Genomic DNA, 25,702 nt, shown 5'->3' on the forward strand with positions numbered 1-25,702 from the left:
TTTTATGATGAAACCCCAGTCTGAGTCTTCAAGCGAAAAAGTGGTAGTTTTGGACCTCATTCAACTACAAATCCCTATACAAACCCGCCCGATCATGCGTAAGAAAATAGTAGCCGGCAACTGGAAAATGAACAAAACCCTCGACGAAGCCCTTGCGCTGACGTCGGAAGTGGTAAACATGATCAAAGACGAAGTGACTGGCGACGTGGAAGTGGTGCTGTGCGTACCTTCCCTATACCTGACCACCCTGAACAAATACGTCGACAACGCGGCCAAAGTGTCGCTGGGCGCGCAGAATTGCCACGAAAAGGCCTCCGGTGCCTTCACGGGTGAAATCTCAGCTCCCATGCTGAAATCCGCTGGGGTACCCTACGTCATCATCGGGCACAGCGAGCGGCGGCAGTACTTCGCCGAAACCAACGTACAGCTAGCCGCCAAGGTGGATATCGCTCTTGAAAACGGCCTGACGCCGATTTTCTGTTGCGGCGAATCGCTGGATCAGCGTCAGAATGAAGACTATATCGGCTTCGTCAAAAACCAACTCACCGAAAGCCTGTTCCATCTCAGTGCCGAACAACTGGCCTCGGTCGTAATCGCATATGAGCCTATTTGGGCCATCGGTACCGGCCTGACAGCCAGCGCGGAGCAGGCTCAGGAAATGCATGCCGCCCTGCGGGCACATCTTTCCGAAAAGTATGGCCAGGAAGTGGCTGACGGCATTTCGATTTTGTACGGAGGCAGCGTAGGCGCGGCCAATGCCGCGGAGCTGTTTGCCGGAGCCGATGTAGACGGCGGACTTGTAGGTGGCGCTTCGCTCAAATCGCGCGACTTTACCGAAATCGTGAAGGCGCGTCAGTAACGCAAGGTTTGCAAGGCCGACAGTAATTAAAAAAGGAGAAAGGTACCCTGGAAAGTACCTTTCTCCTTTTCATTTATTGGAAGTTGAGGGTACCCTCGTGTTTATTCGTAAACCTTTTCTCCTTTATTGAGCCACACGCCCCAGGCGGGGGAGTAAGCATGTACCTTTTGGGTGGGCTGTCCCGTCATGTCCACGATGGGGTACCCTTGATTTACCCACTCGAACAGACTGCCGTACAGGTTCTGCACCTGGGTGAATCCCGCTTCGATCAGTTTCCTGCCTACCTTCTCGCTCCGTACCCCCACCGAGCAGTATACCACGATGGGGGTACCTTTGTCAATGTCCTTCACTTTGTCCAACGAAAACTCTTCGTACCCTACCCACCGTGCCTCGGAAATGTGGCTCACTTTAAACTCCGGGTATGCTCGGGTGTCCAAAAATCGCGCGGATGTCAATTTTGAAGCCTCTTCGCAACTGATCAGCGGAACATCGTTCTTATAGAGGGTTTTGAGGACGGCCCGGTACGTTCCGCTTGTGATTTGCCCGAACGAGGTAGTAAAAAGACTAAGCACCAGAAAGTAGGTAAGAATCCATGATTTTTTCGTCATATTGCGTTATATTGTTACGCGAAGGCCTTTTTTGGTATTTCCCTCCCTATCTGTTAATCACACAAGCTTAAAGTCGTAAACACATCACATGAAAAATTGGTTTGGCCGGTTGTATCGCTCGAAGTTTATTAAAATAGCGTTGGGTTTAATTATAGCCCTGATAGTGAGCTCAGTAGTAGCACCAGCCTGGATACTACCCGAATCCATTCCCTTTCTGCCGATTAGCAGGCCCGTACCGGGAGCACCGGCCAAACCCGCCTCAAAACCCCGGAAATACTACAAGCCGGTAGAGGTACTTTCTGAAAATGCCTGGGCGGACAGTACGCTCCGCACGCTTTCTCTCGACGAAAAGATCGGCCAGTTTTTCATGATCGCCACCTTTTCCAACCGCAATGAATCGTACTACCAGTCGGTCGACCGGCTTATCCGCGACTACCACTTGGGCGGACTCATTTTCTTTCAGGGCGGACCTTACCGCCAGGCGGTGCTGACCAACCGTTACCAAGCTCAGTCCAAGGTACCCTTGTTCATCGGCATTGACGGCGAATGGGGCCTGGGCATGCGGCTGGACAGTACCATGATTTTTCCCAAACAAATGGTGCTGGGGGCTATTCGCGACGACAGCCTGATTTACCGCATGGGCGACGAAATCGGACAGCACTGCCGCCGATTGGGCATTCACATCAACTTTGCTCCTGTGTCGGATATCAACAGCAACCCCGACAATCCGGTCATAGGTTTTCGTTCGTTTGGTGAAGACCGTGACAACGTGACGCGCAAGGCCACGGCCTACATGAAAGGGCTACAACGCAACCATGTGATCGCCACGGCCAAGCATTTTCCCGGCCACGGCGACACCGATGCCGACTCGCATTACACATTGCCCGTTGTGACCCATTCGTCGGACCAGTTGCGCGACATCGACCTGTACCCTTACCGTCGGCTGATCGCCGATAGCCTGATGGGCGTGCTGACGGGGCATCTGTACGTTCCGGTATTGGACAATACGCCTCAGCTAGCTACCTCACTTTCCGAAAAAGTAGTTACGGGTCTGTTACGTAACCAAATGGGTTTCCGCGGACTGGTCTTTACCGACGCTATGAACATGCGCGGCGTTCTCAAAACAGGTAAGGCCCCCGACGTGAACCTGAAGGCGCTGATGGCTGGGAACGACATTCTGCTCTATCCCGAAAGCGTGGCCGAAACCATCCGGCGCATTAAGGAGGCCGTGGAACAAGGTACCATTTCCGAAAAATTCATCGATGAAAAAGTAGGCCGGATCCTAAAGGGCAAGTACTGGGCAGGTCTGGGCAATAAGCAGCCGATCGACCTGAAGAACCTATACCAGGATTTAAATAACGAGGAAAGTCAGGAACTGGCCCGCGAACTGAGTGAAGCCTCCGTAACGGTGGTGCGCAACGACGGCAACCTGATTCCCTTCGGTTCGTTAGAAACGACCAAGGTAGCATCCGTCACCATCGGGGCGGGACCAGGTACGGCCTTCCAGAAAATGATGAGTCACTACGCCCCGATACGGCATCTGATTTTTGAGGACAAGCCTAATAGCGAACAAGAAATCACTGAGATGCTGACTTACCTGGAGCCTTATGATGCCGTAGTGGTAGGTGTGCACGGAATCAGCAACTCGCCTCGCCGCCGTCATGGTATCTCCAATGGTACGGTCGATTTCGTCACCCGACTTAAAGGCCAGGGCAAGAAAGTAGCCTTGTGCCTGTTCGGCTCACCTTATAGCATCAAGTTTTTCCCGCCGACGGATGCCCTGCTTTGCGCCAATGAAGACAATGAAACCACCGAGCAAGTCACCTCGCAGATTCTGTTCGGTGCGCTACCCGCGCGGGGTAGCCTGCCCGTATCGGTAGGGGGGTACCTTTCCGGTGCCTTTGCCGAAACAACCGTACTGGATCGCATGAGTTATGGTACACCCGAAAGCGTGGGCATGAATGGGATCATGCTGCGCAAAATTGACGATGTCGTAGCCGATGCCATCGGCCAACAGGTATTTCCAGGCTGTGAACTGGTGGTAGCCCGCAAGGGAAAAATCGTGTATTCCAAGGCTTACGGTACCCTCAACTACCGGACGGGGGAGCGCGTAACGCCCGAAACGCTGTATGATGTGGCCTCGGTCACCAAGGTGTCGGCCACGCTACAAGCGGTTATGTGGCTCTATGATCAGAAGAAACTTGATCTGGATCAGAAGGCATCCGTTTATCTATCCGAACTGAAAGGTACCAACAAGCAGAACTTCACCATACGCGACCTGCTCCTCCATCGCGCGGGGCTGGTTTCTTTTTATCCCACACTCTGGGGAAAAACCATGACAGGGGGTGGAGGCCTGCTGCCCGAATATTACAGCTCCGTGCAGGATAGCTCCTATTATCTGCAAGTGGCCCCCAAGCTATTCGCCCGACCTATGCTCCGCGATTCGGTGTGGAAGTGGGTCATCGCATCGCCCCTCAGCAACCGCCGCGACCGCTCCGGTCGGTACGCCTATGTGTACAGTGATTTGGGTTTCCTTACCTTACAAAAAGTAGTGGAACGGTTGACCGGACAGCCGCTGGATATTTTCGTTCACAAAACGTTTTATGAGCCCCTGGGCTTATCCGCGCTGGGATTCAATCCGCTGCGCCGATTCCCCGCCGAGCGCATCGCCCCCACCGAGCAGGATTATCGCTTCCGCAGTCAGTTGCTGCAAGGTACCGTACACGACCAGATGGCCGCCATTCAGGGGGGCGTATCGGGGCATGCCGGATTATTCGGCACGGCTACCGACCTGGCCACGCTGATGCAGATGGACCTGTGGAAAGGCAAATACGGAGGCAGGCAGTATTTCCAGCCCGGTACGGTGCCTGCTTTCACGCGCCTGGCCGACGAGGCGAGCCATCGCGGGCTGGGTTGGGACAAAGTACCCGCTTCGGGCAACAGTTCGTATGTTTCAGATCGGGCATCGGCCAATTCATTCGGCCATACGGGTTTTACGGGGGCAATGGTCTGGACGGATCCCGATGAAGAATTGATTTTCGTGTTCTTATCCAACCGCGTTCATCCCGATCCGGAAAACAAAGGGATTTCTACGCACCGCACCCGCCGAAAAATCCACGATATTATTTACGAATCTCTCATTCAGTCCTAGTAGGCGCTCCATTTCGATCTTCCTCCACCACCGTAGGTTCGCCCCAAATGGGTGCACCTACGGTGGCTTGCATTTAAAAAAAAGCTACCTTTATCCGCAAAATTTACCCGGACTGGTTGGGTATTGTCAATTCTACAAAACACAAATTACCGTATGCAAGATAGATTTTTTACTCACTGGATTTTAGCGGGGCTGATAGGAATGGGATTGATCAGTGGGTCAAATGCGCAGACAATTACCACGGGTACCCTGGCGGTATCCGAACTCTGCGTTCCGTCCACTTTATCAGTTCCTTTCACAAAAACAGGTACCTTCGGAGCAGGCAATTCCTTCAGCGTGGAACTGTCCGGACCTACGGGCAGCTTCGATTCGCCTCGCGTTCTGGCTGGTTCCGGGGTGACAAGCCCCTTAAGCGTCACGCTTCCCGGCGATGTAGTCAATGGAACCGGGTACAAGGTAAGGGTCGTTGCCAGTGATCCTCAGGACGTGAGATCGACAAGTCCCTCCACACTTACCCTCCAGCAGGTACCTGCTGCACCCGCTGTTACTACCACCGCTTATACCTACTGTATTGGCGCTACCGCCCTTCCACTCAGTGCAACAGCCTCGGACGGAAATTCTCTGAAATGGTACGATAGCGGGGGCAGCTCACTGGCCTCGGCCCCCGTACCTTCTACTACCATAGCGGGCACTCAGACTTACGCCGTAGCGCAGGCCACATCCGCCGGCTGTACGAGCGCCAAAGTGACCATCACGGTACAGGTTATTTCGCCACCCCTGGCTCCTACCACCAGTCCCGTACAAGTTTGCGAAGGAGGAGTAGCCACTCCCCTTACTGCGGGTGGAAATTCCCTGAGGTGGTATGATGCCGCCGATAACCCACTTCCGGGTGCTCCCATTCCCAGCAACACGACTCCCTCTACTTATAAGGTTTCGCAGACGGCCTTTGGGTGCGAAAGTGCCAAGAGTATAATAAATGTTTCCATAACGCCCCGCCCTACCCCGCCCGGGGTCACGGCCAGCTACACCTACTGTTCCGGGCAGACCATCCCGCCGCTGACGGCCACAGGCAGCGGGCTGAAATGGTACGACGCCAGCGACAGCCCCCTAGGAAGCGCCCCCACGCCTTCGAACACGGCCGGGTCCAGCTATAAGGTGAGCCAGACCGTCAACGGCTGCGAGAGTGACAAGGCTACTATTTCTGTCAACATTACCCAAACGCCGGCCCCAACGGCCACTACCTCTGTTGAGTACTGCGCCGGTCAGCCAGCCGCCGTACTGACGGCCACAGGCACCGACCTGAAATGGTACGCCGGCCCCACAGGAGGCAGCGGCTCAACCACCGCCCCCACGCCCAACACCGCCGCCGCAGGTACCACGGACTACTACGTGAGTCAGACCCTGAACGGCTGCGAGAGCGCACGCACCAAAATCACCGTGGTGGTCAAGGCCGTGCCGATCACCCCCGGCGTGAGCGCGCTCAGCGTGTGTGAGGGGGTCTCAGCAGGCCCGCTGACAGCCAACGGCACAAACCTGCTATGGTACACCGCCGCCACAGGTGGAAGCGGCTCGGGCACAGCCCCCGCGCCTAGCACGGCCGCCGCGGGTAGCAACTCCTACTACGTCAGCCAGACGGTCAACGGCTGCGAGAGTCCCCGTGCCAAACTTGATGTGACGGTTCTAGCTAAACCCGCCCCGCCCGGCGTCACGGCCAGCTACACCTACTGCTCGGGGCAGACCATCCCGCCGCTGACGGCCACAGGCAGCGGGCTGAAATGGTACGACGCCAGCGATAATCCTCTAGGGAGTGCCCCCACGCCTTCGAACACGACCGGGTCCAGCTACAAGGTGAGCCAGACCGTCAACGGCTGCGAAAGCGACAAGGCTACTATTTCTGTCAACATTACCCAAACACCGGTCCCAACGGCCACTACCTTTATTCAGTATTGCCTGGGAGAAACCGCTGCAGCTCTCACAGCCACGGGTACCAACTTGAAATGGTACGACAAGGCTTCAGGGGGAACAGCGCTGGCGGGTGCCCCCACACCTTCTACCGCCGCACCGGCTGCTCTGGAATATTTTGTAAGCCAAACTCAGAATGGTTGCGAAAGCGATAGGATCAAGATCACGGTACTTATCAAATCGGTACCGGCAGCACCCGTTGTAAATCCAATCACTTTGTGCGAAGGCTCAACTACCCCTGCACTTACTGCTACGGGTTCTGACCTGATGTGGTACAGAGAAGCGACCGGTGGAAGCGGAAACTCAAATCCGCCAGTTGTCAATACGGGAACAGCGGGTGCTTCATCCTACTACGTGACTCAGACCGTCAACGGCTGCGAGAGCCCCCGTGCCAAACTGGATGTGACGGTCAAGGTAACGCCTCCTGCCCCTACCACAGCCGCCAATGTACCGTTTTGTATTGGTGCCCCCGAAACGACCCTGACCGCCACGGGAACCGCCCTCACCTGGTATCAGAATAGCACTGCTTTGGCCAAGGCTCCGGTTCCATCGACTAAGACGGCAGGTACCACGGTCTATCAGGTGAGCCAGACCATCAACGGCTGCGAAAGCCCCAAGGCGACCATCACCGTGACGGTCTATAGAACCAACCTACCTGCAGTCACCTCACCCGTGGAATATTGCAACAATGAGCCTGCAATTCCATTGGTCGCAACCGGGACCTCACTAAAATGGTATGATTCATCCACCGGGGGAACAGCCTCTACCACGACGCCTACACCCAGTACAAGCGCTGTAAAAACAACTACCTACTATGTCACTCAAACTCAAAACAATTGTGAAAGTGACCGTGCGCGAATCGATGTGCTGGTAAAGCCTATTCCTGTACAGCCCACCATTGCGGCCACAACTCCCGTTTGTCAGCAGGGGACAGTCCCATTGCTGGTAAGCGCAGTTAGTGGTATTACAGGTACGCTAAAATGGTACGAAGCTGCTACAGGCGGTACGGGCTCCGGCACGGTACCTAAGCCTTCTGCTGACAATGCGGGAACGATCACCTATTATGTCACGCAGACGGTAAATAATTGTGAAAGCCCCCGTGCCGTACTTACGCAGGAGATCAAAGCACTTCCCACCCGGCCCACGGTTACCACTCCTCTCGACCTGTGTGAGAAAGGTGCCGCTCAGCCTCTTTCCGCCACGGGAGAAAACTTAAAATGGTATTCGGTTGCCTCGGGCGGAAATCCCTCGACAACGGCTCCTACACCCAGTACTGCTTCGGTGACTAACACTTCTTTTTACGTAAGCCAAACCACATTGTATCCTGTTGGCTCCGGCAGTCTGGCCTGTGAAGGGCCGCGCGCTAAAATCGATGTCCAGGTCAACCCGCTGCCTGGCCTACCTGCCGTCACTCCTCAGGTTATCTGTCAGGAGCGACAGGATCGGAACATTTCGTTTACAGCCAATGGTGAAAATTTGAAATGGTATCCGGCGGCCTCCGGAGGAAGTCCGCTCGACGGTACGCCCTCGGTCAACGTAAAAGAAGCTCAGGAAAAGGCGTATTACGTGAGCCAGACTACCGCCAAAGGATGCGAAGGCAGCCGGGCCGAAGTAAAAATCCGCGTGAAGCGCCTGCCCGGCTTACCCGGTGTAACGCCCTCGATTGAGTACTGCCAGTTTGATAAGCCCAACCCGCTCACGGCCACTCCCGAAAGTAACGCAGTCTTAAACTGGTACGGTACCAACGCCAGTGGAGGTACCTCGTCCGGGGTAGCACCTACCCCTTCTACGGATACGGGCGGCACAACGGACTTCTACCTGAGCCAAACCCTCGAAGGCTGTGAGGGAGACCGCACCTCGATCAAGGTTTTAGTCAAAACGACTCCGAAACCCGGCGTAACAACTCCTGTGGAATACTGCCAGAATGTTACTGCCCAGCCTCTTTCGGCCCAGGGTTCTAAGCTGAAATGGTACCGTGAAGCGACTGCCACCGAATCGCAGCCCAACCCTTTCACACCATTCACAGCCAGTGTAGGTTCCTATGCTTTTTACGTTACCCAAACCGGCGACAATGGCTGCGAAAGTCCGAAAGAGAAAATCGATGTCCGCATCAAGCCGTTGCCTTCCGCCACCATCAGCGGCGACAATTCGATCGGTCTGGGGCAATCGGCTGAAATACTTGTGACGTTCACTGGCGACGGTCCCTGGGATTATACGCTCTCCAACAACTTGACCATGAAAGGAGTCACTGAGAACCCTCAAAGGATTACCGTGACCCCCGAACGCACCACTACCTACACCGTGACTGAGGTAGCCAACGCCTGCGGCAAGGGAATACCGAACGGCAGCGCCATGGTCACGGTACGGATACCGACCATCAGTACCGGTAACCCGACGATTGCCAATCTTTGTGCCGGGACGTCCTTTACGCTGCCTTTCCAGGCGTCGGGCGATTTCGTGACGGGTAATAAGTTCAACGTGCAGATCTCCCTGACCGATGCCGATGAAGGGTTCCGCACCATACCTACCGTTCGCCAGGGCAATGATGCCATCGCTACGGTACCTGATACCCTTCCGGGCGGCAACTATTACGTACGTGTAGTGGGAGAAAGTCCGCAGTTCATTATTAAGGGTAGCGTGAGCCCGGTAACGGTAACCGTAAAACCGCGGCCTACCGCCACGCTGACGGGCAGTACTACCATCCTAATCGGCGAAACCGCCACGGTCAACGTCGCATTCACGGGGGATGGCCCCTGGACGTTCCGATTCAATGATGGAATTCGGGATTCGCTGATCACCACCAGTGTTACGCCCTTCGTCATTGTGGTCAAGCCCAGCGCCACAACTACCTATTCGCTCAGCACGGTATCGAATCAGTGCGGCATGGGCAATGTGTCAGGTACGGCGCGCATTCAGGTAGACCCCATCCTGGCTAATGAACCTACCTTTTCGGCGACCTGGCTTAAGGTGTACCCCAGTCCCGTCCAAACCATTTGTGTAGTGGAAATGGATACCCCTCCGGCCACAGGAGAAGCGCAGCTGCAGGTTTTTGACACGAGGGGGCGCTCGGTATTTAACCAAAAAATTCACGCGGCCCGGACGGAAGTGGATTTCACCTCCCAGCCGACAGGACTTTATTTCCTGAAAATCGAGAACGGAGGCCGGACGGCGGTTCGCCGGATTATTAAGCAGGACTGACCTCTCTGTTGAGAGTAGTGCCAGTAACGTTATAGTGTTATTTTGAAAAGCGAGGGGATGCACGCTCCTCGCTTTTTCATTCCTATATCACCTACGTATGAACCCTTTTTCCCACGAGTACTTCATGGAGCAAGCCCTCGATTTGGCACAACAGGCGGCCGAGTCGGGTGAAATTCCCGTGGGTGCCCTGGTAGTGTGCCGACAGCGCGTCATCGGCAAAGGCTACAATCAGACCGAACAACTGAACGATGTGACGGCCCACGCTGAAATGATGGCCCTAACTGCCGCCTCGCAATACCTCGGCGCCAAGTACCTTACCGATTGTACACTGTACGTGACGCTGGAACCCTGCGTGATGTGCGCTGGCGCGATTTTTTGGGCACAGCTGGCACAAGTGGTGTTCGGAGCCAGGGACGAGCGCAGGGGTTTTACACATGTCTCACCTACCCTGCTTCATCCCAAAACCCGTCTGCTGGGGGGGGTCGGAGCCGAACAGTCCCAGGCCATGCTTCTTAAGTTTTTCCGGGGGCTCAGAACATAAATTTCGATTCCACTGTTAGTTAAACCAGCTAAACATATTTTTTGAACCTTACTAAACCAAAACTAAAATGGCTTTTACCTTAGATCCCCTACCTTACTCTAACGATGCCCTGGAACCCAATATCGATGCCAAAACCATGGAAATTCACCATGACAAGCACCACCAGGCGTATGTAAATAACCTGAATGCCGCCGTAGAAGGTACCGAAATGGCGGGCAAAAGCATAGATGAACTCATGGCTACAGTCAGTACGCTTCCCGTGGCGGTGCGTAACAACGGCGGCGGCCACTGGAACCATAGCTTCTTCTGGAAAACCCTCAGTGGCGACGGTGGCGGAAAACCCACCGGTGAGCTGGCCAGCGCCATTGACACGAAATTTGGCTCATTCGACGCATTCAAGGACGAATTCAAAAAAGCGGCCGGTAGCCGTTTCGGATCGGGCTGGGCGTGGCTCATTCGGACCGAAGGTGGCGATTTATCCGTGGTTTCTACTCCCAACCAGGACAATCCGCTGATGGACCTGGCAGAGGCCAAAGGTACCCCCATCATTGGACTTGACGTATGGGAGCACGCCTACTACCTCAAATACCAGAACAAGCGTCCTGATTATGTGGATGCCTACTGGAATGTAGTGGACTGGAAAGCCGCCGAAGCCAACTACCAGGCAGCTAAATAAGGCTGGCAGTCAGAATGGTACCCTGAAGGTTTGTGGCTTGTAAAAAAATCTCTCGAGGAACATTGCAAGCTGCAAACCTTTTTCCTAATTTTGTCCCTCCAAAACGGAGATTGTAGCTCAGCCGGTTAGAGCGCCTGATTGTGGTTCAGGAGGTCGCGGGTTCGAACCCCGTCTTTCTCCCGGTTTTAAAAACCCCGCTTGTCGGGGTTTTTTTTATAGGTACCCTGTATGCCCGACCGCCTTCCACTCCCTTCGCCCACAACTCGCCGGACGGTCTTCACCGTACTGCCGCTGATGTATCTGGCAGGCCTTATCGGTCTCAACGTACCGGCCACGGCTACCCTCTTCGAGCTATTGACTCCTTTCAACCTGCTTGCTTCGCTGGGACTCTTGCTGCTTTTTCATACCGACTGGCGGCCTGCCTTCGGACTTTACTGCATCGCCGCCTTCAGCCTGGGGTTTCTGGCTGAGGTACTGGGCGTTCACACGGGATTGCTGTTTGGGGAATATTCGTACGGTACGGTGCTGGGTTGGAAGGTAGCCGAGGTACCCCTTATCATTGGCACCAACTGGCTCATGCTGACCTACCTATGCGGTAGCGTGGTCGATCGCCTCCCTTTGAGGGTACCCTTAAAAGTGCTGCTGGCCGCCGGGCTGATGACGCTGCTCGATGTGCTGATCGAGCCCGTAGCCGTGCATATGGGTTTTTGGGAATGGCACACGGACACTATTCCACTATCCAACTACCTGGGATGGTATGGGGTTTCGGCGGTTGTATTTCTGCTATTTTATCTGCTTCCTTTCCGTAAAACGAACCTTCTTGCACCTTTACTGCTTCTGCTGCAGTTTCTGTTTTTCGGTTTGAACGGAGTAGCTCTGCTGCTGGGCTAGGCAGCCTTTGAACAATTGTGTACTGAATCGGTTATACCGAGTAAACGACAGGCTTTACTTCCTACTTGGGTACTTTTAAAAACAAGGCGGGGTAAAAAGCAGCCTGAACCCTCTTACCGAAAAAATCCGCATGAGCAGCTATTCAATTCGTGACCTGGAGCAACTGTCTGGCATCAAAGCGCACACGTTACGCATCTGGGAACAACGCTACAACATCATCGCTCCCAAGCGCACGGACACCAATATCCGCCTGTATGATGATCAGGACTTGAAACTGGTTCTGAACATTTCGCTGCTCAAGGAACACGGTTACAAGATTTCGGAAATATCCCGAATGGCTCCCGAGGAGATGAACTCTGAGGTTGTGACCATTTCGGACCGCACGCTGAGCTACCCCGACCAAATTCACGCCCTCACCATTGCGATGATTGACCTGGACGAGGATCGGTTTGAAAAAATCATCAGTACCAATATTCTTCAATTCGGTTTCGAAAACACGATGATCCACATCATCTATCCCTTTCTCAGCCGTATCGGTACCTTGTGGGTAACGGGGTCAGTCGGACCCGCGCAGGAGCATTTTATTTCCAATCTCATTCGCCAGAAAATCATCGTAGCCATTGACGGGCAAGTAGTCAAGCAAACACCCGGCTCCAGGAAATTCCTGCTGTTCCTACCCGAAGGAGAACTTCACGAAATGGGGTTGCTATTTGCCAATTATATGATCCGGGCCCGGGGCCACAAGGTGATTTACCTGGGGCAGAGCCTACCTTTCAATGAAATAGAATTCGCCTACCGCCTGCACCAGCCCGACTATATTTTTACAGCCATCACCTCCGTACCGGCCGGCAATGATGTACAGCCCTACGTAGACAAACTGGCTACCCGCTTCCCCAGTGTCACGCTCCTGCTGACAGGCTACCAGATTGTGGGGCAGGATATTCAGACTAAACCGAACATCACCATTATCAATAAGACCGAAGATCTGATGGAGATAGCCAATGTCTAGTTCACCACGTTGGTAGGCGCACCGTTCTGGAAGGCGGCAATATTCTCCGCCGTCAGTTGCATTAGCCTTTCTCGGGATTCATACATGGCCCACGCCATATGGGGAGTAATGATGCAGTTTTGGGCCGTAAGCAACGGATTGCTTGTCTGTGGCGGTTCCGTCGAAAGCACATCCACAGCGGCCCCGGCTAGTTGGCTACTATTGAGCGCATCGGCGAGGTCCTGTTCATTGACCAACCCACCCCGCCCCGTGTTTATGAGGTAGGCCGAGGCTTTCATTTTACTGAGGGAGTCTGCATTTATGATACCACTCGTCTCGTCAGTCAGCGGGCAGTGCAGGCTCACCACGTCGCTTTCCCGAAAAAGCCGATCCAATTCCACCCGTTCAATGCCTGCTTTGGGGCGGGCATCGCTCTTGCGGTACGCCAGCACGTGCATGCCGAAGGCGAGGGCGATGCGCGCTACCTGGGTACCTATATCTCCCAAGCCAACCAGTCCCAGGGTTTTACCCGAAATTTCTACCAGGGGAGTTTTCCAGTAACACCAGTCTGCCGCGTGAGTCCAGTCGCCCGCCCGAACGCTCTGGCTATGCAGCTCGGTGTGGTTGGTCAGGGCCAACAGAAGCGAAAAGGTATGCTGCGCTACCGAAGGCGTACCGTAACCCCGCACGTTGGCGACGGTGATGCCCTGCGACCGGGCAGCTTTCGTATCGATGATGTTGTAGCCCGTGGCCGTTACGCCTACATAACGCAGCCGGGGCAGTTGGGCCAGAACCCGGGCATCCAGTACTACTTTGTTGGTTAAAATGATATCGGCCTCAGCGGCTCGCTCTACGACGGCTTCGGGTTTGGTGCGGTCATAGACGGTGAGGTTGCCCAGTTTTTCCAAAGGCGCCCAGCTCAGATCGCCGGGATTGAGGGTATGGCTGTCGAGGTATACGATATTCATGGATCAAGTAGTAAAGGGTAGGGTATTGATGAAATTGGTTAAAAATTAGAGGAGTTAGAAGGTTGTAATCTGCCAAAAGTTTTCAAAACTAATCAAATCCGTCGCTTCGTAAATTCCAGCGCCCGCCGCTCCGCCCAGGTGAATTCATCACCTGCTACCATGAATCCCACATGACCGCCCGTGCGGGGTGTTTCCAGAAAAATGTGCGGATGCCCCTGAGCCAGTTCAGTCGGCGCGCATTCAGGGGTAAGGATGGGGTCATTGAGCGCGTTGACCAGCAACACCGGAATCCGGATACCCGGCATATAGTTCCGGGCCGAGGCCTGTTCGTAGAAATCGTCGGCGTCGCGATACTCGCCGAGCGCCGCAGAAAACGCCTCGTCGAAGTCGCGCCACACCCCGACGGCCGCCAGCCGGGACACGTCCAGCCGGCCGGGATGCTGCTGGGCCTTCAGGCGGACTTTGTTCGATAGTTTTCTCAGAAACCTCTTTTTGTAAAATGAATTGGAAGCCACATCCAGCTTCTGCGCGCTGCTGCGCAAATCGGTGGGAGCCGAAAATGCCGCCGCATGGCCAATGACATCGGGGGCCTCTTTCCCGTGTACGCCCAGATACTTCAACGTGATATTCCCGCCCATGCTGTACCCGACCAGAGTTATCTCTTCATAATGCCGGGTACGCAGCGCCTGCCGGATTACCGCGTCGATATCGCCGATTTCTCCGTGATTATACAGCCGGAACGCGCGGTTCATCTCGCCACTGCACGAGCGGCAGTTCCACGCCAGTGCATCCCAACCGTTCTGGGCAAACAACTTGGCCGTACCCCGAACATAGGGGCGGTTGGAATCGCCCTCCAGCCCATGGGTAATGACGACGAGCCGCTTGCTACCCCGATCGACCCAATCCAGATCCAGAAAATCACCGTCGGATAGTTCCAGCCGCTCGCGCTCGTAAGTCAGGCCACGCACATTACGCAGAGCACTCGGCACAATGGTCTGCAAGTGGCCATTGAACAGGTACCCCGGTGCACCGGGATAGGACGAGCGATGGATCAGGGGCATGTTCAGGAGTTTGGTTTTCCGGCCGGGTATCTGGGGTTCTGTTTCGTACTAACCTACAGGTACCTGCTTTTTGTCAAAATTATTCTTTTTTTCCAAGCCGGCCAAGGTAGGGGTACCTCAACCGGACCGTGGAATGAACCCGGGTGGGGTGGTTTAGAATCCGGTTTCTTGCTCCCGGGCACATAGCATACCGGATTCTGGATAATTTTCCATCATTTTCAGGAGGGGGTCTACCATTAATCCCTTTCTGTGCGGACGAATGGCAATAATCTGGTACTTTTGTAGTTAATTTTGGAAGACAACCTACTGAGTCAATACCGAATACGAACGGCCCGGTCAGGTTGGCACTTTCAAGGCCACTAGCAATCTCAATCACTATGTATAGCAAGGGGATGACACGAATCGTGGGAGCCATAGGGCTGGTATGGGCGCTCGGCCTCCTACCCTGTTCGGCACAAAAACGCAACCGCAACAAAGACAAGGATAAAGGTGAAACCGAACAGGCGACGACGTTCCGGCTCGAGGAGGAAAGCATGGCCGCCGAAGGCATGAAATACATGATGATGGACGAGCCATCCCGGGCCCTCCCGGTGTTTGAGAAGCTGGTCAAAGCCAGTCCTTCCGACGCCGCGGGGCATTTTATGCTGGCCTCCGCTTTGCTCAAACTCGACCGGGCCACGGATGCTCTACCCCACGCCACGCTGGCTTTGGGAGCCGACCCTACCAATTCTTACTACGCCGCCCAGCTCGGGGAGATTTATGTAAAACAGAAAAACTACAGCGAAGCGGCCAAAATCTACGAAAAACTCGTGAGCCAGAACCCTACCAATGTCGAGTATGGGGTAGAACTGGCGGCTATGTACGTCTTCAACGACCAGTTTGACAAAGCCATCGCCACATACGACCAAATGGAGAAATCTATGGGCGTTACCGAAGAAATCACGCACCAGAAGGAGCAGCTGTACCTGCGGCTGAACAAATTCGATAAGGCCATCGAGGAAGCCAACAAGCTGATTGCTTCCGAACCTTCCGAACTTGACTACCGTATAGAATTGGCTGAGCTGCTGATTGCCAACGAGCGCATCGACGAGGCCGTGGCACCGCTGGAAGAAGCCTTGCGGCTCAATCCTGACGAAGCGCAGGCGCACGTATTGCTGGCCGATATCTACAGACGCAAGGGCGACGTAGAAAAAACCAACCGCGAGCTACAGGTCGTTTTCGCCAACCCTAATCTGGACGCCGAGCCGAAGGTACGGGTACTTTCGGGGTACCTGACCATGCTCAAGACCGATAAAGATCGGGAAGATGCCGCCAACCTGGCCCGGCAGCTCGTCGAAACTCACCCCAAAGAGTCGCGGGCACTGGTACTTTATGCCGATATGCTGGTACAGCAAGGCCGGAAAGCCGAAGCCCGCGATGTCTATGTCCGCGCCGCCCACGTCAACAGCTCGGTGTATGAAGTGTGGGGAGCCGTACTCCAGCTTGATGGCGAGCTCAACCAGGCCGACAGCTTGTTGGTTCACTCGGAACAGGCCCTCGAGGTGTTTCCCAATCAGGGTATGATCTGGTACTCCAATGGCTCGGCGCAACTCATGAAGCGCAACTACAAACGGGCGGTGTCGTCGCTGGAAGAAAGTCGCCGCCTAATGGAAAACGCCGAAATGAAACTGCTCATCAATGCCCAGCTGGGCGATGCTTACAATGGACTGGGCGACAATGCCAAGTCCGACGCCTCCTATGAACTGGTGCTGAAAGACGACCCTAACAACGATCACGTACTGAATAATTACAGCTATTTCCTGTCGCTGCGTAAGGACAAACTCGACCTGGCCCTGCAACTTTCGGAACGGCTGGTACAAAAGAACCCCGACAATGCCACCTTCCTGGATACCTACGCCTGGGTGTTGTACATTCGGAAAGATTATAAGAAGGCTAAAACATTTCTGGAAAAAGCCGTACAAGCCAAAGAAGGGGTCAGTGGTACCATTGTAGAGCACTATGGCGATGTACTCTTCCAATTGGGCGAACGCGAGAAAGCCGTGGAGCAATGGAAAAAAGCCAAAACCATGGGCGAAACGAGTGATTTGCTTGAAAAGAAAATTGCCACCGGTACCCTTCATGAGCAGTAGAGCTATCTGGCTTCTGGTGTGGGGCGTGCTGTGGCTATCGGCTTGCCACAAGTCCCGCCAAGGCCGGTCAAAAACAGACGGGACACTCACGGTTACCGATTCCCTGGCGTCAGACGTGCTGGCAGACGGGGTACTTTTTGATGAAAGTAAAGCCAACTTCAAGATTCAGGAAACGGATTTTGAGTACCTGACCGCCAAAGCCAAATTCTCCTTCAAAAACGACAAGCAGGACATCGACAATGCGACCATCAACTTCCGGGTCAGGAAGGACAGCCTCATCTGGTTTTCGGTAACGACGGTTGGGTTTGAAGTGGCCCGGGGCCAGATTTCGCCGCAGGAACTGGTCGTCCTGGACAAATTTCACAAAGAGCTTTACACGTATAGCTACGCCGAGCTGAGCCGACGGTTTCAGTTCGATCTGAGCTTTCCGCTGCTGCAAGCCGTCTTGGTAGGCAACCTACCCTTACCCCGCCAGCCCGGCCAGCGCATGTACCAACTACCCGACCAGGAACGGCTGCTGCTCCAGCAGCCGGGAAGGCAGGTGGTCATCGACAACTACCTCGGCGAATCCAGCCAGCGCTTGGAAGGCCTGCGGGTGACACAGCAGGTCACCCAAAACGTATTGACGCTGGAGTACGGCGATTTCAAAAAGCTGGATGGGGGGTACCTTTTCCCTTTTACCAGTCTCCTGGTGCTGCATGCCCGTCCTGCTGCCAACCAGCCTGCGGTACAAACTAAAATCGGACTGAACCACAGCCGGGTGGAATTGACCCAAAACAATCCCGGATTTCCTTTTTCGATTCCATCTGGCTATAAAAAAAGGTAGGGGATTCGGATTGGCCGGCGTTTCATTAAGACTAAAAAGCGAAGTCTGCGTACCTTTGCGGAAACAGGTACAGGAAGCTTTGCCTTCCAATCACTATACAGTATGCGTTTTCAAAGGCTATTTGTTAGAGGAGTTGGGTTCATGTTGTTGCTGATACTGGGCCATGCCGGTGCCGTACTGGCTCAAAAAACCCGTCAGCAACTCGAACTCGAAAAGCGCCAGAATTCCGAAAAGATCAAAGGAATCCAGCGGATTCTGAACGAAACCGCCTCGCAGAAGAAAGCAAGCGTGGGACAGTTGCAGGCTCTCAAGCAGCAGGTAACGACTCAGAAAAAACAAATCGACCTGCTTTCGGACGACCTCCGGCTGCTCGATGGCGAATTGAAAAGCCTGGAAAAAGCCCGCCGCGAACTGGCCAACGACCTGGCCAAGCTGAAAAAGGAGTACGGGCAGATGATCTACGAAGCCTCCAAGCGCAATACTTACCTCAGCCAGCTGGTGTTTCTGTTTTCTGCCTCTACTTTCAATCAACTGGTGTTGCGCTACAAGTACCTTCAGCAGTACACCGAGGCCCGGCAGGGGCAGGTGCGCCAGATGGAGGAAGTGCAGCGGCAGCTTACGGCCAAAACCCAGCGCATCACGGCCAAGCAGCAGCAGCAGAAAACCGTACTTGCCGCCCAGGTAGGCGAGGCCAAGAAACTGGAAGTGCTGCAAAGCAAACAGGATGAGGTAGTGAAGGCACTGTCGCAGAAAGAGTCGGAACTCCGCGCCGAACTGGTCGCCAACCGTCGCGCGGCCGCCACCCTGGAAGCCAATTTGCGACGGCTCATTGAAAAAGAAATGCGCGAACGTGCCGAGCGCGAACGCCGTGAACGGCTGGCCCGTGAAAAAGCCGAACGCGAACGCCTGGCCCGTGAGAAAGCCGAGCGCGAAAAGGCCATTGCCGCTGGAGAAACGCCCCCGCCGGTAGAAAAACCAGCCGAACGCCCCGCCGAAACAGTCAACGCCGGCGGTATGACCGACGAGGAAGTTACGTTGGCTTCGTCGTTCAAAGCTTCGCAGGCCCGGCTTCCCTGGCCGGCCAAGGGTTTCGTATCGGATCACTTCGGGCGCAAGGAACATCCCGTGTTGCGGGGGGTAATCATCGACAATCTCGGTATCGACATTCAAACCGGAGCCAATGAGGGGGTACACTCGGTGTATGATGGCACCGTATTGGATGTGACCAACATGCCCGGCCTGAGCAATGTCGTAGCCATTCAGCATGGCGACTATATGACCGTATACGCCAAATTGAAGAGTGTTTCGGTAAAAACAGGTCAGAAAGTGAAAGCCCGCGAAACCATAGGTACCGTGGCCACCGATAGCGATGGAACCTCTTCGCTGCAATTCCAGGTTTGGAAAAACACCACCCGACTCAATCCCGAACTGTGGCTTTTGAGAAGGTAAGTGAGTACTGAACACCTATCAACCTACCCCTGCCTTATGAATGCGGATCTTTTCAAAAAAGTCGACGACTACATCAGTGACCTGCTAGCCCCCGAGGACGCGGTGCTGACCGAGACCATCGAATCGCTGGACCGGGAAGACATCCCGCAGATCAGCGTGACGGCCAATCAGGGCAAGCTGCTGCAGGTTCTGCTGATGCTGGGCAGCGCCAGGACCGTGCTGGAGCTAGGTACCCTGGGCGGATATAGTACCATCTGGATGGCCCGGGCGTTGCCCGAGGATGGGAAAGTAATCAGTCTGGAAATCGACGAAAATCACGCGAAGGTAGCCCGGCAGAATATTGAAAAGGCTGGACTTACCCACAAAGTGGAGGTACGGGTCGGCAAGGCACTAGACTTGCTTCCTAAGATGGCAGCCAACGGAGAAGGACCTTTCGATATGATATTTATCGATGCCGACAAACCGCCCTATGCCGAGTATTTCAAACTAGCCCTGACCCTTTCCCGCCCCGGTACCCTCATCATCTGTGATAATGTGATCCGGGAAGGAAAAGTGCTGGACGCCAACCATCCCGACGAGCGAGTGCAGGGAGTACGTCGGTTTAACCAGCTGTTGGCCGAGACACCCAGCGTAACCGCCACAATTTTACAAACCGTCGGCGCCAAAGACTACGATGGTATGGCCATCGCCGTCGTGAACCAAACCGCCTGATTTTAATGTAGGGTACCTTCATCTTTAAATTCAAGGAAAATTGTCAACAAGCAAGCCCATTGATATCAAGCGCGTTACGACGCACATCATTCAGGAAATGAAAACGCGGGGGGAGAAAATCTCCTGCCTCACCGCTTACGACTACTCCATGGGTGGCATCGTGGACGCCGCCGGGGTGGAACTCATCCTGGTAGGCGACTCGGCTTCCAACGTCATGGCGGGCCATGAAACCACCCTACCCATCACGCTGGATCAGATGATCTACCACGCCGCCTCGGTGGTGCGGGCGGTGAGCCGGGCTTTGGTAGTGGTAGACCTACCTTTCGGCTCGTACCAGGGCAATTCGGAGGAAGCGCTGCGCTCGGCCATCCGGATTATGAAAGAATCGGGGGCCCACGCCGTGAAGCTGGAGGGTGGCCTGGAAGTAAAGGAATCCATCACGCGTATCCTGAGCGCGGGGGTACCTGTGATGGGTCACCTGGGCCTCACGCCGCAGTCGATTTATAAGTTCGGTACCTACACCGTCCGGGCGCGGGAAGACGAAGAAGCACAGAAACTACTGGACGACGCCCGCATGCTCGACGAGGTAGGATGCTTCGCGGTGGTGCTGGAAAAAATTCCCTCGACGCTGACCAAGCAGGTATCCGAAAGCATCGCTATTCCTACCATCGGCATTGGCGCAGGCCCCCACGCCGACGGGCAGATTCTGGTGCTGCACGATATGCTGGGGATCAATAAAGAATTCAAGCCCCGCTTTCTGCGCCGCTACGCCGATCTGGACGGCATCATGCACGACGCCATCGCGCAGTACGTCAGCGATGTAAAAAGCAAGTCGTTTCCCAATGAGAAGGAATCGTATTGAAGGGGTATTGGGTTTGCGAGTTCTTCTGGGTGTTTAAGCAACAGAAATTGATTCATTGGGGTGGATTACTAAACATAATTCAGATTCCATAATCTTATCTATATGAAAACTCCATTTCTAATATTGCTCAACCTCTTTTTGATAGGCGCTGCTTTTGGCCAGAAACAAGCTACAACCAAACTATATTTCTTTTCTGATCCTTCCGCCCAGCTTTTCACGGTATCCAATCCAAATGAGCCTATTCTAATCAATCAATGTACTTTAGTCGAGACGAATTTGGATAGTTTAGGGCTGAAAATCTTTAAAAACAGAATAGTTTATATCCATCTCGAGCCTGGCCAGACTTACTACTTTCGGCGCATTATTAGTAGTCACGAATCGATGTTGGCTACCGCTACATTGAGTGCTTGTTCAGAAGAAGATTTTTGGTTGAACGGCTATTTTGCGGGTATGCGTACTTATCGCCATTATTTTTTAGGCAAGGATTCGGGATTAAAACTTTTGGCCGAAGAAAAATGAGGAAGTAAGTACTTTTTTCATCAGAATAACCTACTTGTCCCTTATACAACATGCTAACCACCCGTTATTTTAGCCTACTACTACTGGTATTATTCACCTCAGGTTGTGATTTGGGTGGGTATCATTCAATGGGCCAATTTCCTGACCGTCTTACCGCTGAACAGAAAATGCTGGAACATTTACTAAGTGAGTATGATGAACTTGGCAGCGGAGACTATAAACTGATTTATCAGTTTCCTGAAAAGCAGAAAGAGTTGAAGTACGCGATCTGGTATGACAAGGAATTAGGTCGACTAGGTGTTGAGAATGATATTTACAGCGGGCCTTGCTGCGTCTGGGTGAATGTCGATCAAGCCGTCCTGAGGGATTTGGTAGCCGAAAAGAAAGGTATTCTGAATGCTGATTCACTAAGTGAGCGTATTCATCCAGATTTAGGCCCTTGTCGCTATTAATTTTTGTACAATCTTAGAAATCTGAATTATTGACTTTACATCGTAGTACTGGAAGTATTGATTAATATAATTGGAGTTCTACCCCCGCACCAGCGGAAAATTCATAAATCAACAAACATGAAACATTTCCAGGTTATCAGATATAGAATCACTTAAACAGTAAAAAAAATGGAACGCTTCCTAGTCATACTAGTGGTACTGCTCTGTGGTGGGCTTGCCGCCAATGCACAAACGGTTAACCCCTGGCTCGATTCGACTCAAATAAATCATTCGAAGGTACCCCTGATCATTGCGAATGGAATCGTTACCAATACAGCGGAACTGAATCCTGATTTCATTTCTTCAGTGTATGTTGTTAAGGATCGGCAGGCTGAAAAGGGAGCAGGCTGTTTATCGGATAATGGTTGTATCTATGTGGAAGCAGACCAGCAGTTTGATATAATTACACCCCGAATGTATCAAAGCAAGAAAAATCTACCTTCTTCCGTGCGAACGGTGGTCTTCATGCTGAATGGAACCATGGTCTCCGATACACTACGCATTTCGAAAGGTTCCATTCGCCGGGTGGATGTCCTGTTAGGCTCAAACCATCCAAGGGTACCTGTCGATTCAGCTTGCCTGAGTATTTGGACATTGAGCAATGAAGAGAGAGGAATTCCTGAAATTAATAGTGGAATGCGAATTCGTGGGCCTCGGGAAGCAGGAGAATAAACACATAAAAACAGATTAAACCGTAAGGCTTCCTTCACTTTGGAAACCTAGCCCCCGGAAAGACCCAGTAAGGTAGGTCATCAAGCCTGGTTTCACTTACACAATAAATCTGCCCTATATGAAATATGCCATGAACTGGGTTTACTTATTGCTGGGTTTGGGGCTGCTAACGCCAAATACTTACGCCCAGTCGGGGTACCCCCCGCCTTGTGATGAAGTAAAACAGATTAAGCTAGATACAGATCCAAGCAAGCGCCAGATTCTAGGTGATTTCATTCGAGCCTGTGAGCAAAACCAATGGAAAAACGACAAAGGGATTGTTCTGTTGCGGGAATACCAGAATGAACAAGGTAAAGATTGTTGGTTGCTCCTACCTAGTATTGATGATAGCTATAAGGATAATCCGCCTGGCCGATTCGCCTCCTTCAACGGAGACATCATCCTGGTTTTTGAAGCTGATTCGAACCGGAGTATTATAGAAGCACAAGGGGATAAGAGCGCATTAAACCAATGCCTGGAGCAAATCATCGGTGACCGGGTGTATATTCGGCCCACCATAAAAACCCGGTGGACAGACAATGTGATGCCATTCACAAATCGTAAAATGAAAGTAGGAGTGCGACGAATCTCAGCAGGAAATGGAGGTAGCCTCATTATCATTTTCAATAGTGATGGAAGCTATAAAAAGCTATTGCCCGTTTAAAATCATTTGTGTAAAGTCAAACGAGCATCACTACCGGGCTATTCATTGGTTAGGGTAGGAAGCACCAAATCATTTACACAAAAAGAAAACTTAACTTCTTAACGATGAAAGATCTTGCCTGTTTATTGTTTCTTTTAGCTGCTACAACAGCATCATTTAGCCAGGCTAATGAACCCTTGCTGACTACGGATGTAATCTTCGACCGGACCGCCTTGAAGGAATTACGTTTTCCATCTGAGGCATTTAGACAAGAAAAATCGGTGAGAGTGTATGTGCGTTTTACGCTGACCTCAGAAGGTGAATACGATGATGTCTCCATAGTTAACTCAGAGCCAGTAGACGAATCATTCCAAAAAGAGCTAGATCGTTTTTGGCCTAAATTGCCTAAACAAGACCCTCTATATGCTGGACTTTATGTGATACCCATTAACTTTTTATACGGTGAAAGGGGAACAGGCAAGCCAAAACCAATATCAAATGAGACGGATACAATAGCAGAGGTAAGAAGCTATAGAATACTTTCAGAACTGCCCATACTAAGTTATATCCTATGTGAAAAGAAAGGTATGGGAGAGTAGTGTTTTTGTATATTTAATCACATTCCTTCACCCTGAGCTGAGGGATAAAGCCCAGGGAGGGAGCAGACGTCAAAAATCAATACTTTCTTTCTTTATGAGGGAGTTATCAATAATACGAGACACGAATGATTTTGAAAAATCAGTTACTGTCTGTTGGAAAGGATTAAACGAGCAAGAGCTTGCACAATTAAGAAAATCTTATGAAAGTGAAGGACTACGCCAAATTATAAGCTTTCCCTACGGCCTCAGCTGGGGTACAGAGATAAGTCCAGAACAAACCAATGCCTACATTACAGTATCTTCAGAAAAAGAAATCGAACAGGGAATTTTGGAACGAGTTATTACATACACTCAGTTGTGCTAGGTAAGGGCTGAGATTTCCATTCACGGAGGCCTGTTCACCAAGGCCTGTGTTCCCCATTGCCCACTGAAGGACAAACGAGCGTTTCAATTCAAAAAATAAACGAATACACAAATCAACATTAAATGAAACCTTTTCAGGTCATTTACGAAGACAACCACCTCATCATCGTCAACAAAGCGGCGGGGATACTAGTCCAGGGCGACGCCACGCGCGACCGCTGCCTGCTGGATATGGTGAAAGACTATATCAAGGAAAAGTACGATAAGCCGGGGGCCGTGTTCCTGGGTACCATCCACCGCATCGACCGCCCCGTCAGTGGCTTGGTGGCCTTTGCCCGCACCTCCAAGGCCCTCGAACGCATGAACGAGCTCTTCCGCAAGCGCGACGTGCAGAAAACCTACTGGGCGGTTGTACACCGCCGACCCGCCGAGTCTAAGGGCAGGCTGGTCCATTGGCTGTCGAAAGATGAAAAACGCAACGTCACCACGGCCTACGACTACGAAGCCCCCGACACTCAGCGCGCCGAGCTCACCTACCGGGTACTGGGCGAGATCAACAAATTTCACTTGCTGGAAGTGACCCCCATCACGGGACGTCCGCATCAGATCCGGGTGCAACTGGCCAGCATGGGCTGTCCCATCCGGGGCGATGTGAAGTATGGGTACCCTAAGCCCAATGTCGATGGGAGCATCAACCTCCACGCGCGGCGGCTGTACTTTGAGCATCCGGTCAAGAAGGAGCCTATGATTTGTAAAGCGGGGCTACCGCTGGACCCTTTCTGGGAGGAGTTCCTGCCGCTGGATCAGGAAAAAATAGACCTCGATAAGTTGCAGTACCTGTACGAGTAAGCCAGGGTACCCTGCTTAGTTCTTTCAAGCTAAACCCAGTGACGTAATGGCCGAGAGCCAACCGCCCAAAGCCAACCTTGGGCAAAAACTAAAAGAACGTTGGAACGTAAAAAGTGGCTGGGATGTGGCCGTCATCCTGCTGGTATTTGCCTGCACGGGATTTTCGATTCTGTATCTGAAGCGCTTCCTTTACGACTTCATTGGACTAGACGCGCAATCGCCCGGCTGGCTTCGCTGGCTGGTAGCGCTGGGAATCGTGTTACCACTTTATCAAGTGGTACTATTATTGTGGGGGTGGCTGTTTGGAAAATTCGCCTTTTTCTGGGCGTTCGAAAAAAGAATGGTAGCCCGCCTGAGCGGGCTGTTCAAACGTCGGCAAAATTCATAGTTCGAGGTCCAGCCACATACGCTGAGCCATTTTTTCGATCATGTTCACCGCTCCCTGTACCGCCCCGAATACTAGGCATAAAGGCAAAATAATGGGTAGAAAGATGACCCACTGCAATGCCATGGCAAAATTGAATTTCTTTACGATCGGTGTCTTCATGAGTCGGGGTGTTTAGGGTACGAGAGGAATAAAAAAGGCTTTGCCCGGGACGAAACATCAGCCCGCCTGGCATTTTAGTTAAGCACCTAGCAACAGGCGT

General features: G+C 52.8%; 24 protein-coding genes and 1 tRNA gene. 21 read left to right on the top strand and 4 right to left on the bottom strand.

Translation table 11 applies throughout. From position 1 onward, the window contains the following. The first annotated feature begins 94 nt into the window (after nucleotides 1-94). A complete protein-coding gene (gene tpiA / locus GBK04_RS09580; protein WP_152759005.1) occupies nucleotides 95-859 on the top strand; it encodes a triose-phosphate isomerase in 765 nt (254 codons plus the stop codon). Between the two features lie 101 nt (nucleotides 860-960). Here the strand turns inward: tpiA and GBK04_RS09585 are convergent, their stop codons facing one another. Continuing rightward, nucleotides 961-1,467: a rhodanese-like domain-containing protein gene (locus GBK04_RS09585; protein ID WP_152759007.1), complete on the bottom strand. Its 507-nt coding sequence runs from the start codon at nucleotides 1,465-1,467 to the stop codon at nucleotides 961-963. A gap of 88 nt (nucleotides 1,468-1,555) precedes the next feature. On the opposite strand from GBK04_RS09585, the gene GBK04_RS09590 reads away from it, so the two are divergent. The 7 genes from GBK04_RS09590 (at nucleotide 1,556) to GBK04_RS09620 (ending at nucleotide 12,895) form a co-directional block, all read left to right on the top strand. After that, nucleotides 1,556-4,618, top strand: a complete 3,063-nt coding sequence (locus tag GBK04_RS09590) for a serine hydrolase domain-containing protein (protein WP_152759009.1) — start codon at nucleotides 1,556-1,558, stop codon at nucleotides 4,616-4,618. Nucleotides 4,619-4,771: 153 nt separating this feature from the next. After that, nucleotides 4,772-9,778 (top strand): Ig-like domain-containing protein, encoded by a 5,007-nt coding sequence (locus GBK04_RS09595; RefSeq protein ID WP_152759011.1) that lies wholly within the window; start codon nucleotides 4,772-4,774, stop codon nucleotides 9,776-9,778. A gap of 97 nt (nucleotides 9,779-9,875) precedes the next feature. Beyond that, nucleotides 9,876-10,319: a nucleoside deaminase gene (locus tag GBK04_RS09600; RefSeq protein WP_152759013.1), complete on the top strand. Its 444-nt coding sequence runs from the start codon at nucleotides 9,876-9,878 to the stop codon at nucleotides 10,317-10,319. Nucleotides 10,320-10,386: 67 nt separating this feature from the next. After that, on the top strand, nucleotides 10,387-10,995 hold the full coding sequence (locus tag GBK04_RS09605; protein WP_152759015.1) for a superoxide dismutase: 609 nt from the start codon (nucleotides 10,387-10,389) through the stop codon (nucleotides 10,993-10,995). Between the two features lie 105 nt (nucleotides 10,996-11,100). Then, nucleotides 11,101-11,176: transfer RNA gene (locus tag GBK04_RS09610), tRNA-His, on the top strand. A 47-nt stretch (nucleotides 11,177-11,223) separates the two neighbouring features. Beyond that, nucleotides 11,224-11,886 carry a carotenoid biosynthesis protein gene (locus GBK04_RS09615; protein WP_373330858.1) on the top strand — a complete coding sequence of 221 codons (663 nt, stop codon included), beginning with the start codon at nucleotides 11,224-11,226 and terminating at the stop codon, nucleotides 11,884-11,886. Between the two features lie 130 nt (nucleotides 11,887-12,016). After that, nucleotides 12,017-12,895 (top strand): MerR family transcriptional regulator, encoded by an 879-nt coding sequence (locus GBK04_RS09620; protein WP_152759017.1) that lies wholly within the window; start codon nucleotides 12,017-12,019, stop codon nucleotides 12,893-12,895. Here GBK04_RS09620 and GBK04_RS09625 read toward each other — a convergent pair. Both GBK04_RS09625 and GBK04_RS09630 read right to left on the bottom strand, forming a co-directional pair. Then, nucleotides 12,892-13,842, bottom strand: a complete 951-nt coding sequence (locus GBK04_RS09625) for a D-2-hydroxyacid dehydrogenase (protein WP_152759019.1) — start codon at nucleotides 13,840-13,842, stop codon at nucleotides 12,892-12,894. The two genes, GBK04_RS09620 and GBK04_RS09625, sit on opposite strands and share 4 nt — an antisense overlap. A gap of 92 nt (nucleotides 13,843-13,934) precedes the next feature. Beyond that, a complete protein-coding gene (locus GBK04_RS09630; RefSeq protein WP_152759021.1) occupies nucleotides 13,935-14,903 on the bottom strand; it encodes a YheT family hydrolase in 969 nt (322 codons plus the stop codon). Between the two features lie 392 nt (nucleotides 14,904-15,295). Here GBK04_RS09630 and GBK04_RS09635 point away from each other — a divergent pair, with 392 nt between their 5' ends. The 13 genes from GBK04_RS09635 to GBK04_RS09695 all read left to right on the top strand — a co-directional run bounded on the left by GBK04_RS09635 (nucleotide 15,296) and on the right by GBK04_RS09695 (nucleotide 25,443). Continuing rightward, entirely contained in the window at nucleotides 15,296-17,032 is a 1,737-nt protein-coding gene (locus GBK04_RS09635) for a tetratricopeptide repeat protein (RefSeq protein ID WP_373330859.1), read from the top strand. Then, nucleotides 17,022-17,858: a lipoprotein insertase outer membrane protein LolB1 gene (gene lolB1 / locus GBK04_RS09640; protein ID WP_152759025.1), complete on the top strand. Its 837-nt coding sequence runs from the start codon at nucleotides 17,022-17,024 to the stop codon at nucleotides 17,856-17,858. The genes GBK04_RS09635 and lolB1 overlap by 11 nt, the downstream gene beginning before the upstream one ends. Nucleotides 17,859-17,999: 141 nt before the next feature. Continuing rightward, nucleotides 18,000-19,307, top strand: coding sequence for a murein hydrolase activator EnvC family protein (locus tag GBK04_RS09645; protein WP_373330860.1), 1,308 nt, complete (start codon nucleotides 18,000-18,002; stop codon nucleotides 19,305-19,307). Between the two features lie 36 nt (nucleotides 19,308-19,343). Then, entirely contained in the window at nucleotides 19,344-20,018 is a 675-nt protein-coding gene (locus GBK04_RS09650) for an O-methyltransferase (RefSeq protein WP_152759029.1), read from the top strand. A gap of 40 nt (nucleotides 20,019-20,058) precedes the next feature. After that, nucleotides 20,059-20,880: a 3-methyl-2-oxobutanoate hydroxymethyltransferase gene (panB, locus tag GBK04_RS09655; RefSeq protein WP_152759031.1), complete on the top strand. Its 822-nt coding sequence runs from the start codon at nucleotides 20,059-20,061 to the stop codon at nucleotides 20,878-20,880. Nucleotides 20,881-20,982: 102 nt separating this feature from the next. Continuing rightward, nucleotides 20,983-21,399: a hypothetical protein gene (locus tag GBK04_RS09660; RefSeq protein ID WP_152759033.1), complete on the top strand. Its 417-nt coding sequence runs from the start codon at nucleotides 20,983-20,985 to the stop codon at nucleotides 21,397-21,399. Nucleotides 21,400-21,449: 50 nt separating this feature from the next. After that, nucleotides 21,450-21,851 (top strand): hypothetical protein, encoded by a 402-nt coding sequence (locus GBK04_RS09665; RefSeq protein ID WP_152759035.1) that lies wholly within the window; start codon nucleotides 21,450-21,452, stop codon nucleotides 21,849-21,851. 168 nt (nucleotides 21,852-22,019) lie between these two features. Then, nucleotides 22,020-22,562: a hypothetical protein gene (locus GBK04_RS09670; RefSeq protein ID WP_152759037.1), complete on the top strand. Its 543-nt coding sequence runs from the start codon at nucleotides 22,020-22,022 to the stop codon at nucleotides 22,560-22,562. 118 nt (nucleotides 22,563-22,680) lie between these two features. Then, the gene (locus GBK04_RS09675) at nucleotides 22,681-23,265 is read left to right on the top strand and encodes a hypothetical protein (RefSeq protein ID WP_152759039.1); all 585 of its coding nucleotides are present in this window, start codon (nucleotides 22,681-22,683) and stop codon (nucleotides 23,263-23,265) included. 104 nt (nucleotides 23,266-23,369) lie between these two features. Beyond that, a complete protein-coding gene (locus GBK04_RS09680) occupies nucleotides 23,370-23,843 on the top strand; it encodes an energy transducer TonB (protein ID WP_152759041.1) in 474 nt (157 codons plus the stop codon). After that, complete coding sequence (locus GBK04_RS09685) at nucleotides 23,818-24,207, top strand: hypothetical protein (protein WP_152759043.1); 390 nt, start codon at nucleotides 23,818-23,820, stop codon at nucleotides 24,205-24,207. The genes GBK04_RS09680 and GBK04_RS09685 overlap by 26 nt, the downstream gene beginning before the upstream one ends. A 122-nt stretch (nucleotides 24,208-24,329) precedes the next feature. Then, nucleotides 24,330-25,055: an RluA family pseudouridine synthase gene (locus GBK04_RS09690; RefSeq protein ID WP_152759046.1), complete on the top strand. Its 726-nt coding sequence runs from the start codon at nucleotides 24,330-24,332 to the stop codon at nucleotides 25,053-25,055. 46 nt (nucleotides 25,056-25,101) lie between these two features. Further along, entirely contained in the window at nucleotides 25,102-25,443 is a 342-nt protein-coding gene (locus GBK04_RS09695; RefSeq protein ID WP_152759049.1) for a DUF6787 family protein, read from the top strand. On the opposite strand, the gene GBK04_RS30465 is transcribed toward GBK04_RS09695, so the two are convergent. Beyond that, nucleotides 25,438-25,602 (bottom strand): hypothetical protein, encoded by a 165-nt coding sequence (locus GBK04_RS30465; RefSeq protein WP_373330861.1) that lies wholly within the window; start codon nucleotides 25,600-25,602, stop codon nucleotides 25,438-25,440. The two genes, GBK04_RS09695 and GBK04_RS30465, sit on opposite strands and share 6 nt — an antisense overlap. Nucleotides 25,603-25,702 lie beyond the last annotated feature (100 nt).

The organism is Salmonirosea aquatica, from assembly GCF_009296315.1.
Classification (GTDB): domain Bacteria; phylum Bacteroidota; class Bacteroidia; order Cytophagales; family Spirosomataceae; genus Salmonirosea; species Salmonirosea aquatica.

Bases quoted from the DNA above. Each gene is read 5' to 3' on its own strand.
- tpiA (WP_152759005.1), top strand. From the start codon at position 95: ATGCGTAAGAAAATAGTAGCCGGCAACTGGAAAATGAACAAAACCCTC.
- GBK04_RS09585 (WP_152759007.1), bottom strand. From the start codon at position 1,467: ATGACGAAAAAATCATGGATTCTTACCTACTTTCTGGTGCTTAGTCTT.
- GBK04_RS09590 (WP_152759009.1), top strand. From the start codon at position 1,556: ATGAAAAATTGGTTTGGCCGGTTGTATCGCTCGAAGTTTATTAAAATA.
- GBK04_RS09595 (WP_152759011.1), top strand. From the start codon at position 4,772: ATGCAAGATAGATTTTTTACTCACTGGATTTTAGCGGGGCTGATAGGA.
- GBK04_RS09600 (WP_152759013.1), top strand. From the start codon at position 9,876: ATGAACCCTTTTTCCCACGAGTACTTCATGGAGCAAGCCCTCGATTTG.
- GBK04_RS09605 (WP_152759015.1), top strand. From the start codon at position 10,387: ATGGCTTTTACCTTAGATCCCCTACCTTACTCTAACGATGCCCTGGAA.
- GBK04_RS09615 (WP_373330858.1), top strand. From the start codon at position 11,224: ATGCCCGACCGCCTTCCACTCCCTTCGCCCACAACTCGCCGGACGGTC.
- GBK04_RS09620 (WP_152759017.1), top strand. From the start codon at position 12,017: ATGAGCAGCTATTCAATTCGTGACCTGGAGCAACTGTCTGGCATCAAA.
- GBK04_RS09625 (WP_152759019.1), bottom strand. From the start codon at position 13,842: ATGAATATCGTATACCTCGACAGCCATACCCTCAATCCCGGCGATCTG.
- GBK04_RS09630 (WP_152759021.1), bottom strand. From the start codon at position 14,903: ATGCCCCTGATCCATCGCTCGTCCTATCCCGGTGCACCGGGGTACCTG.
- GBK04_RS09635 (WP_373330859.1), top strand. From the start codon at position 15,296: ATGACACGAATCGTGGGAGCCATAGGGCTGGTATGGGCGCTCGGCCTC.
- lolB1 (WP_152759025.1), top strand. From the start codon at position 17,022: ATGAGCAGTAGAGCTATCTGGCTTCTGGTGTGGGGCGTGCTGTGGCTA.
- GBK04_RS09645 (WP_373330860.1), top strand. From the start codon at position 18,000: ATGTTGTTGCTGATACTGGGCCATGCCGGTGCCGTACTGGCTCAAAAA.
- GBK04_RS09650 (WP_152759029.1), top strand. From the start codon at position 19,344: ATGAATGCGGATCTTTTCAAAAAAGTCGACGACTACATCAGTGACCTG.
- GBK04_RS09660 (WP_152759033.1), top strand. From the start codon at position 20,983: ATGAAAACTCCATTTCTAATATTGCTCAACCTCTTTTTGATAGGCGCT.
- GBK04_RS09665 (WP_152759035.1), top strand. From the start codon at position 21,450: ATGCTAACCACCCGTTATTTTAGCCTACTACTACTGGTATTATTCACC.
- GBK04_RS09670 (WP_152759037.1), top strand. From the start codon at position 22,020: ATGGAACGCTTCCTAGTCATACTAGTGGTACTGCTCTGTGGTGGGCTT.
- GBK04_RS09675 (WP_152759039.1), top strand. From the start codon at position 22,681: ATGAAATATGCCATGAACTGGGTTTACTTATTGCTGGGTTTGGGGCTG.
- GBK04_RS09680 (WP_152759041.1), top strand. From the start codon at position 23,370: ATGAAAGATCTTGCCTGTTTATTGTTTCTTTTAGCTGCTACAACAGCA.
- GBK04_RS09690 (WP_152759046.1), top strand. From the start codon at position 24,330: ATGAAACCTTTTCAGGTCATTTACGAAGACAACCACCTCATCATCGTC.
- GBK04_RS09695 (WP_152759049.1), top strand. From the start codon at position 25,102: ATGGCCGAGAGCCAACCGCCCAAAGCCAACCTTGGGCAAAAACTAAAA.
- GBK04_RS30465 (WP_373330861.1), bottom strand. From the start codon at position 25,602: ATGAAGACACCGATCGTAAAGAAATTCAATTTTGCCATGGCATTGCAG.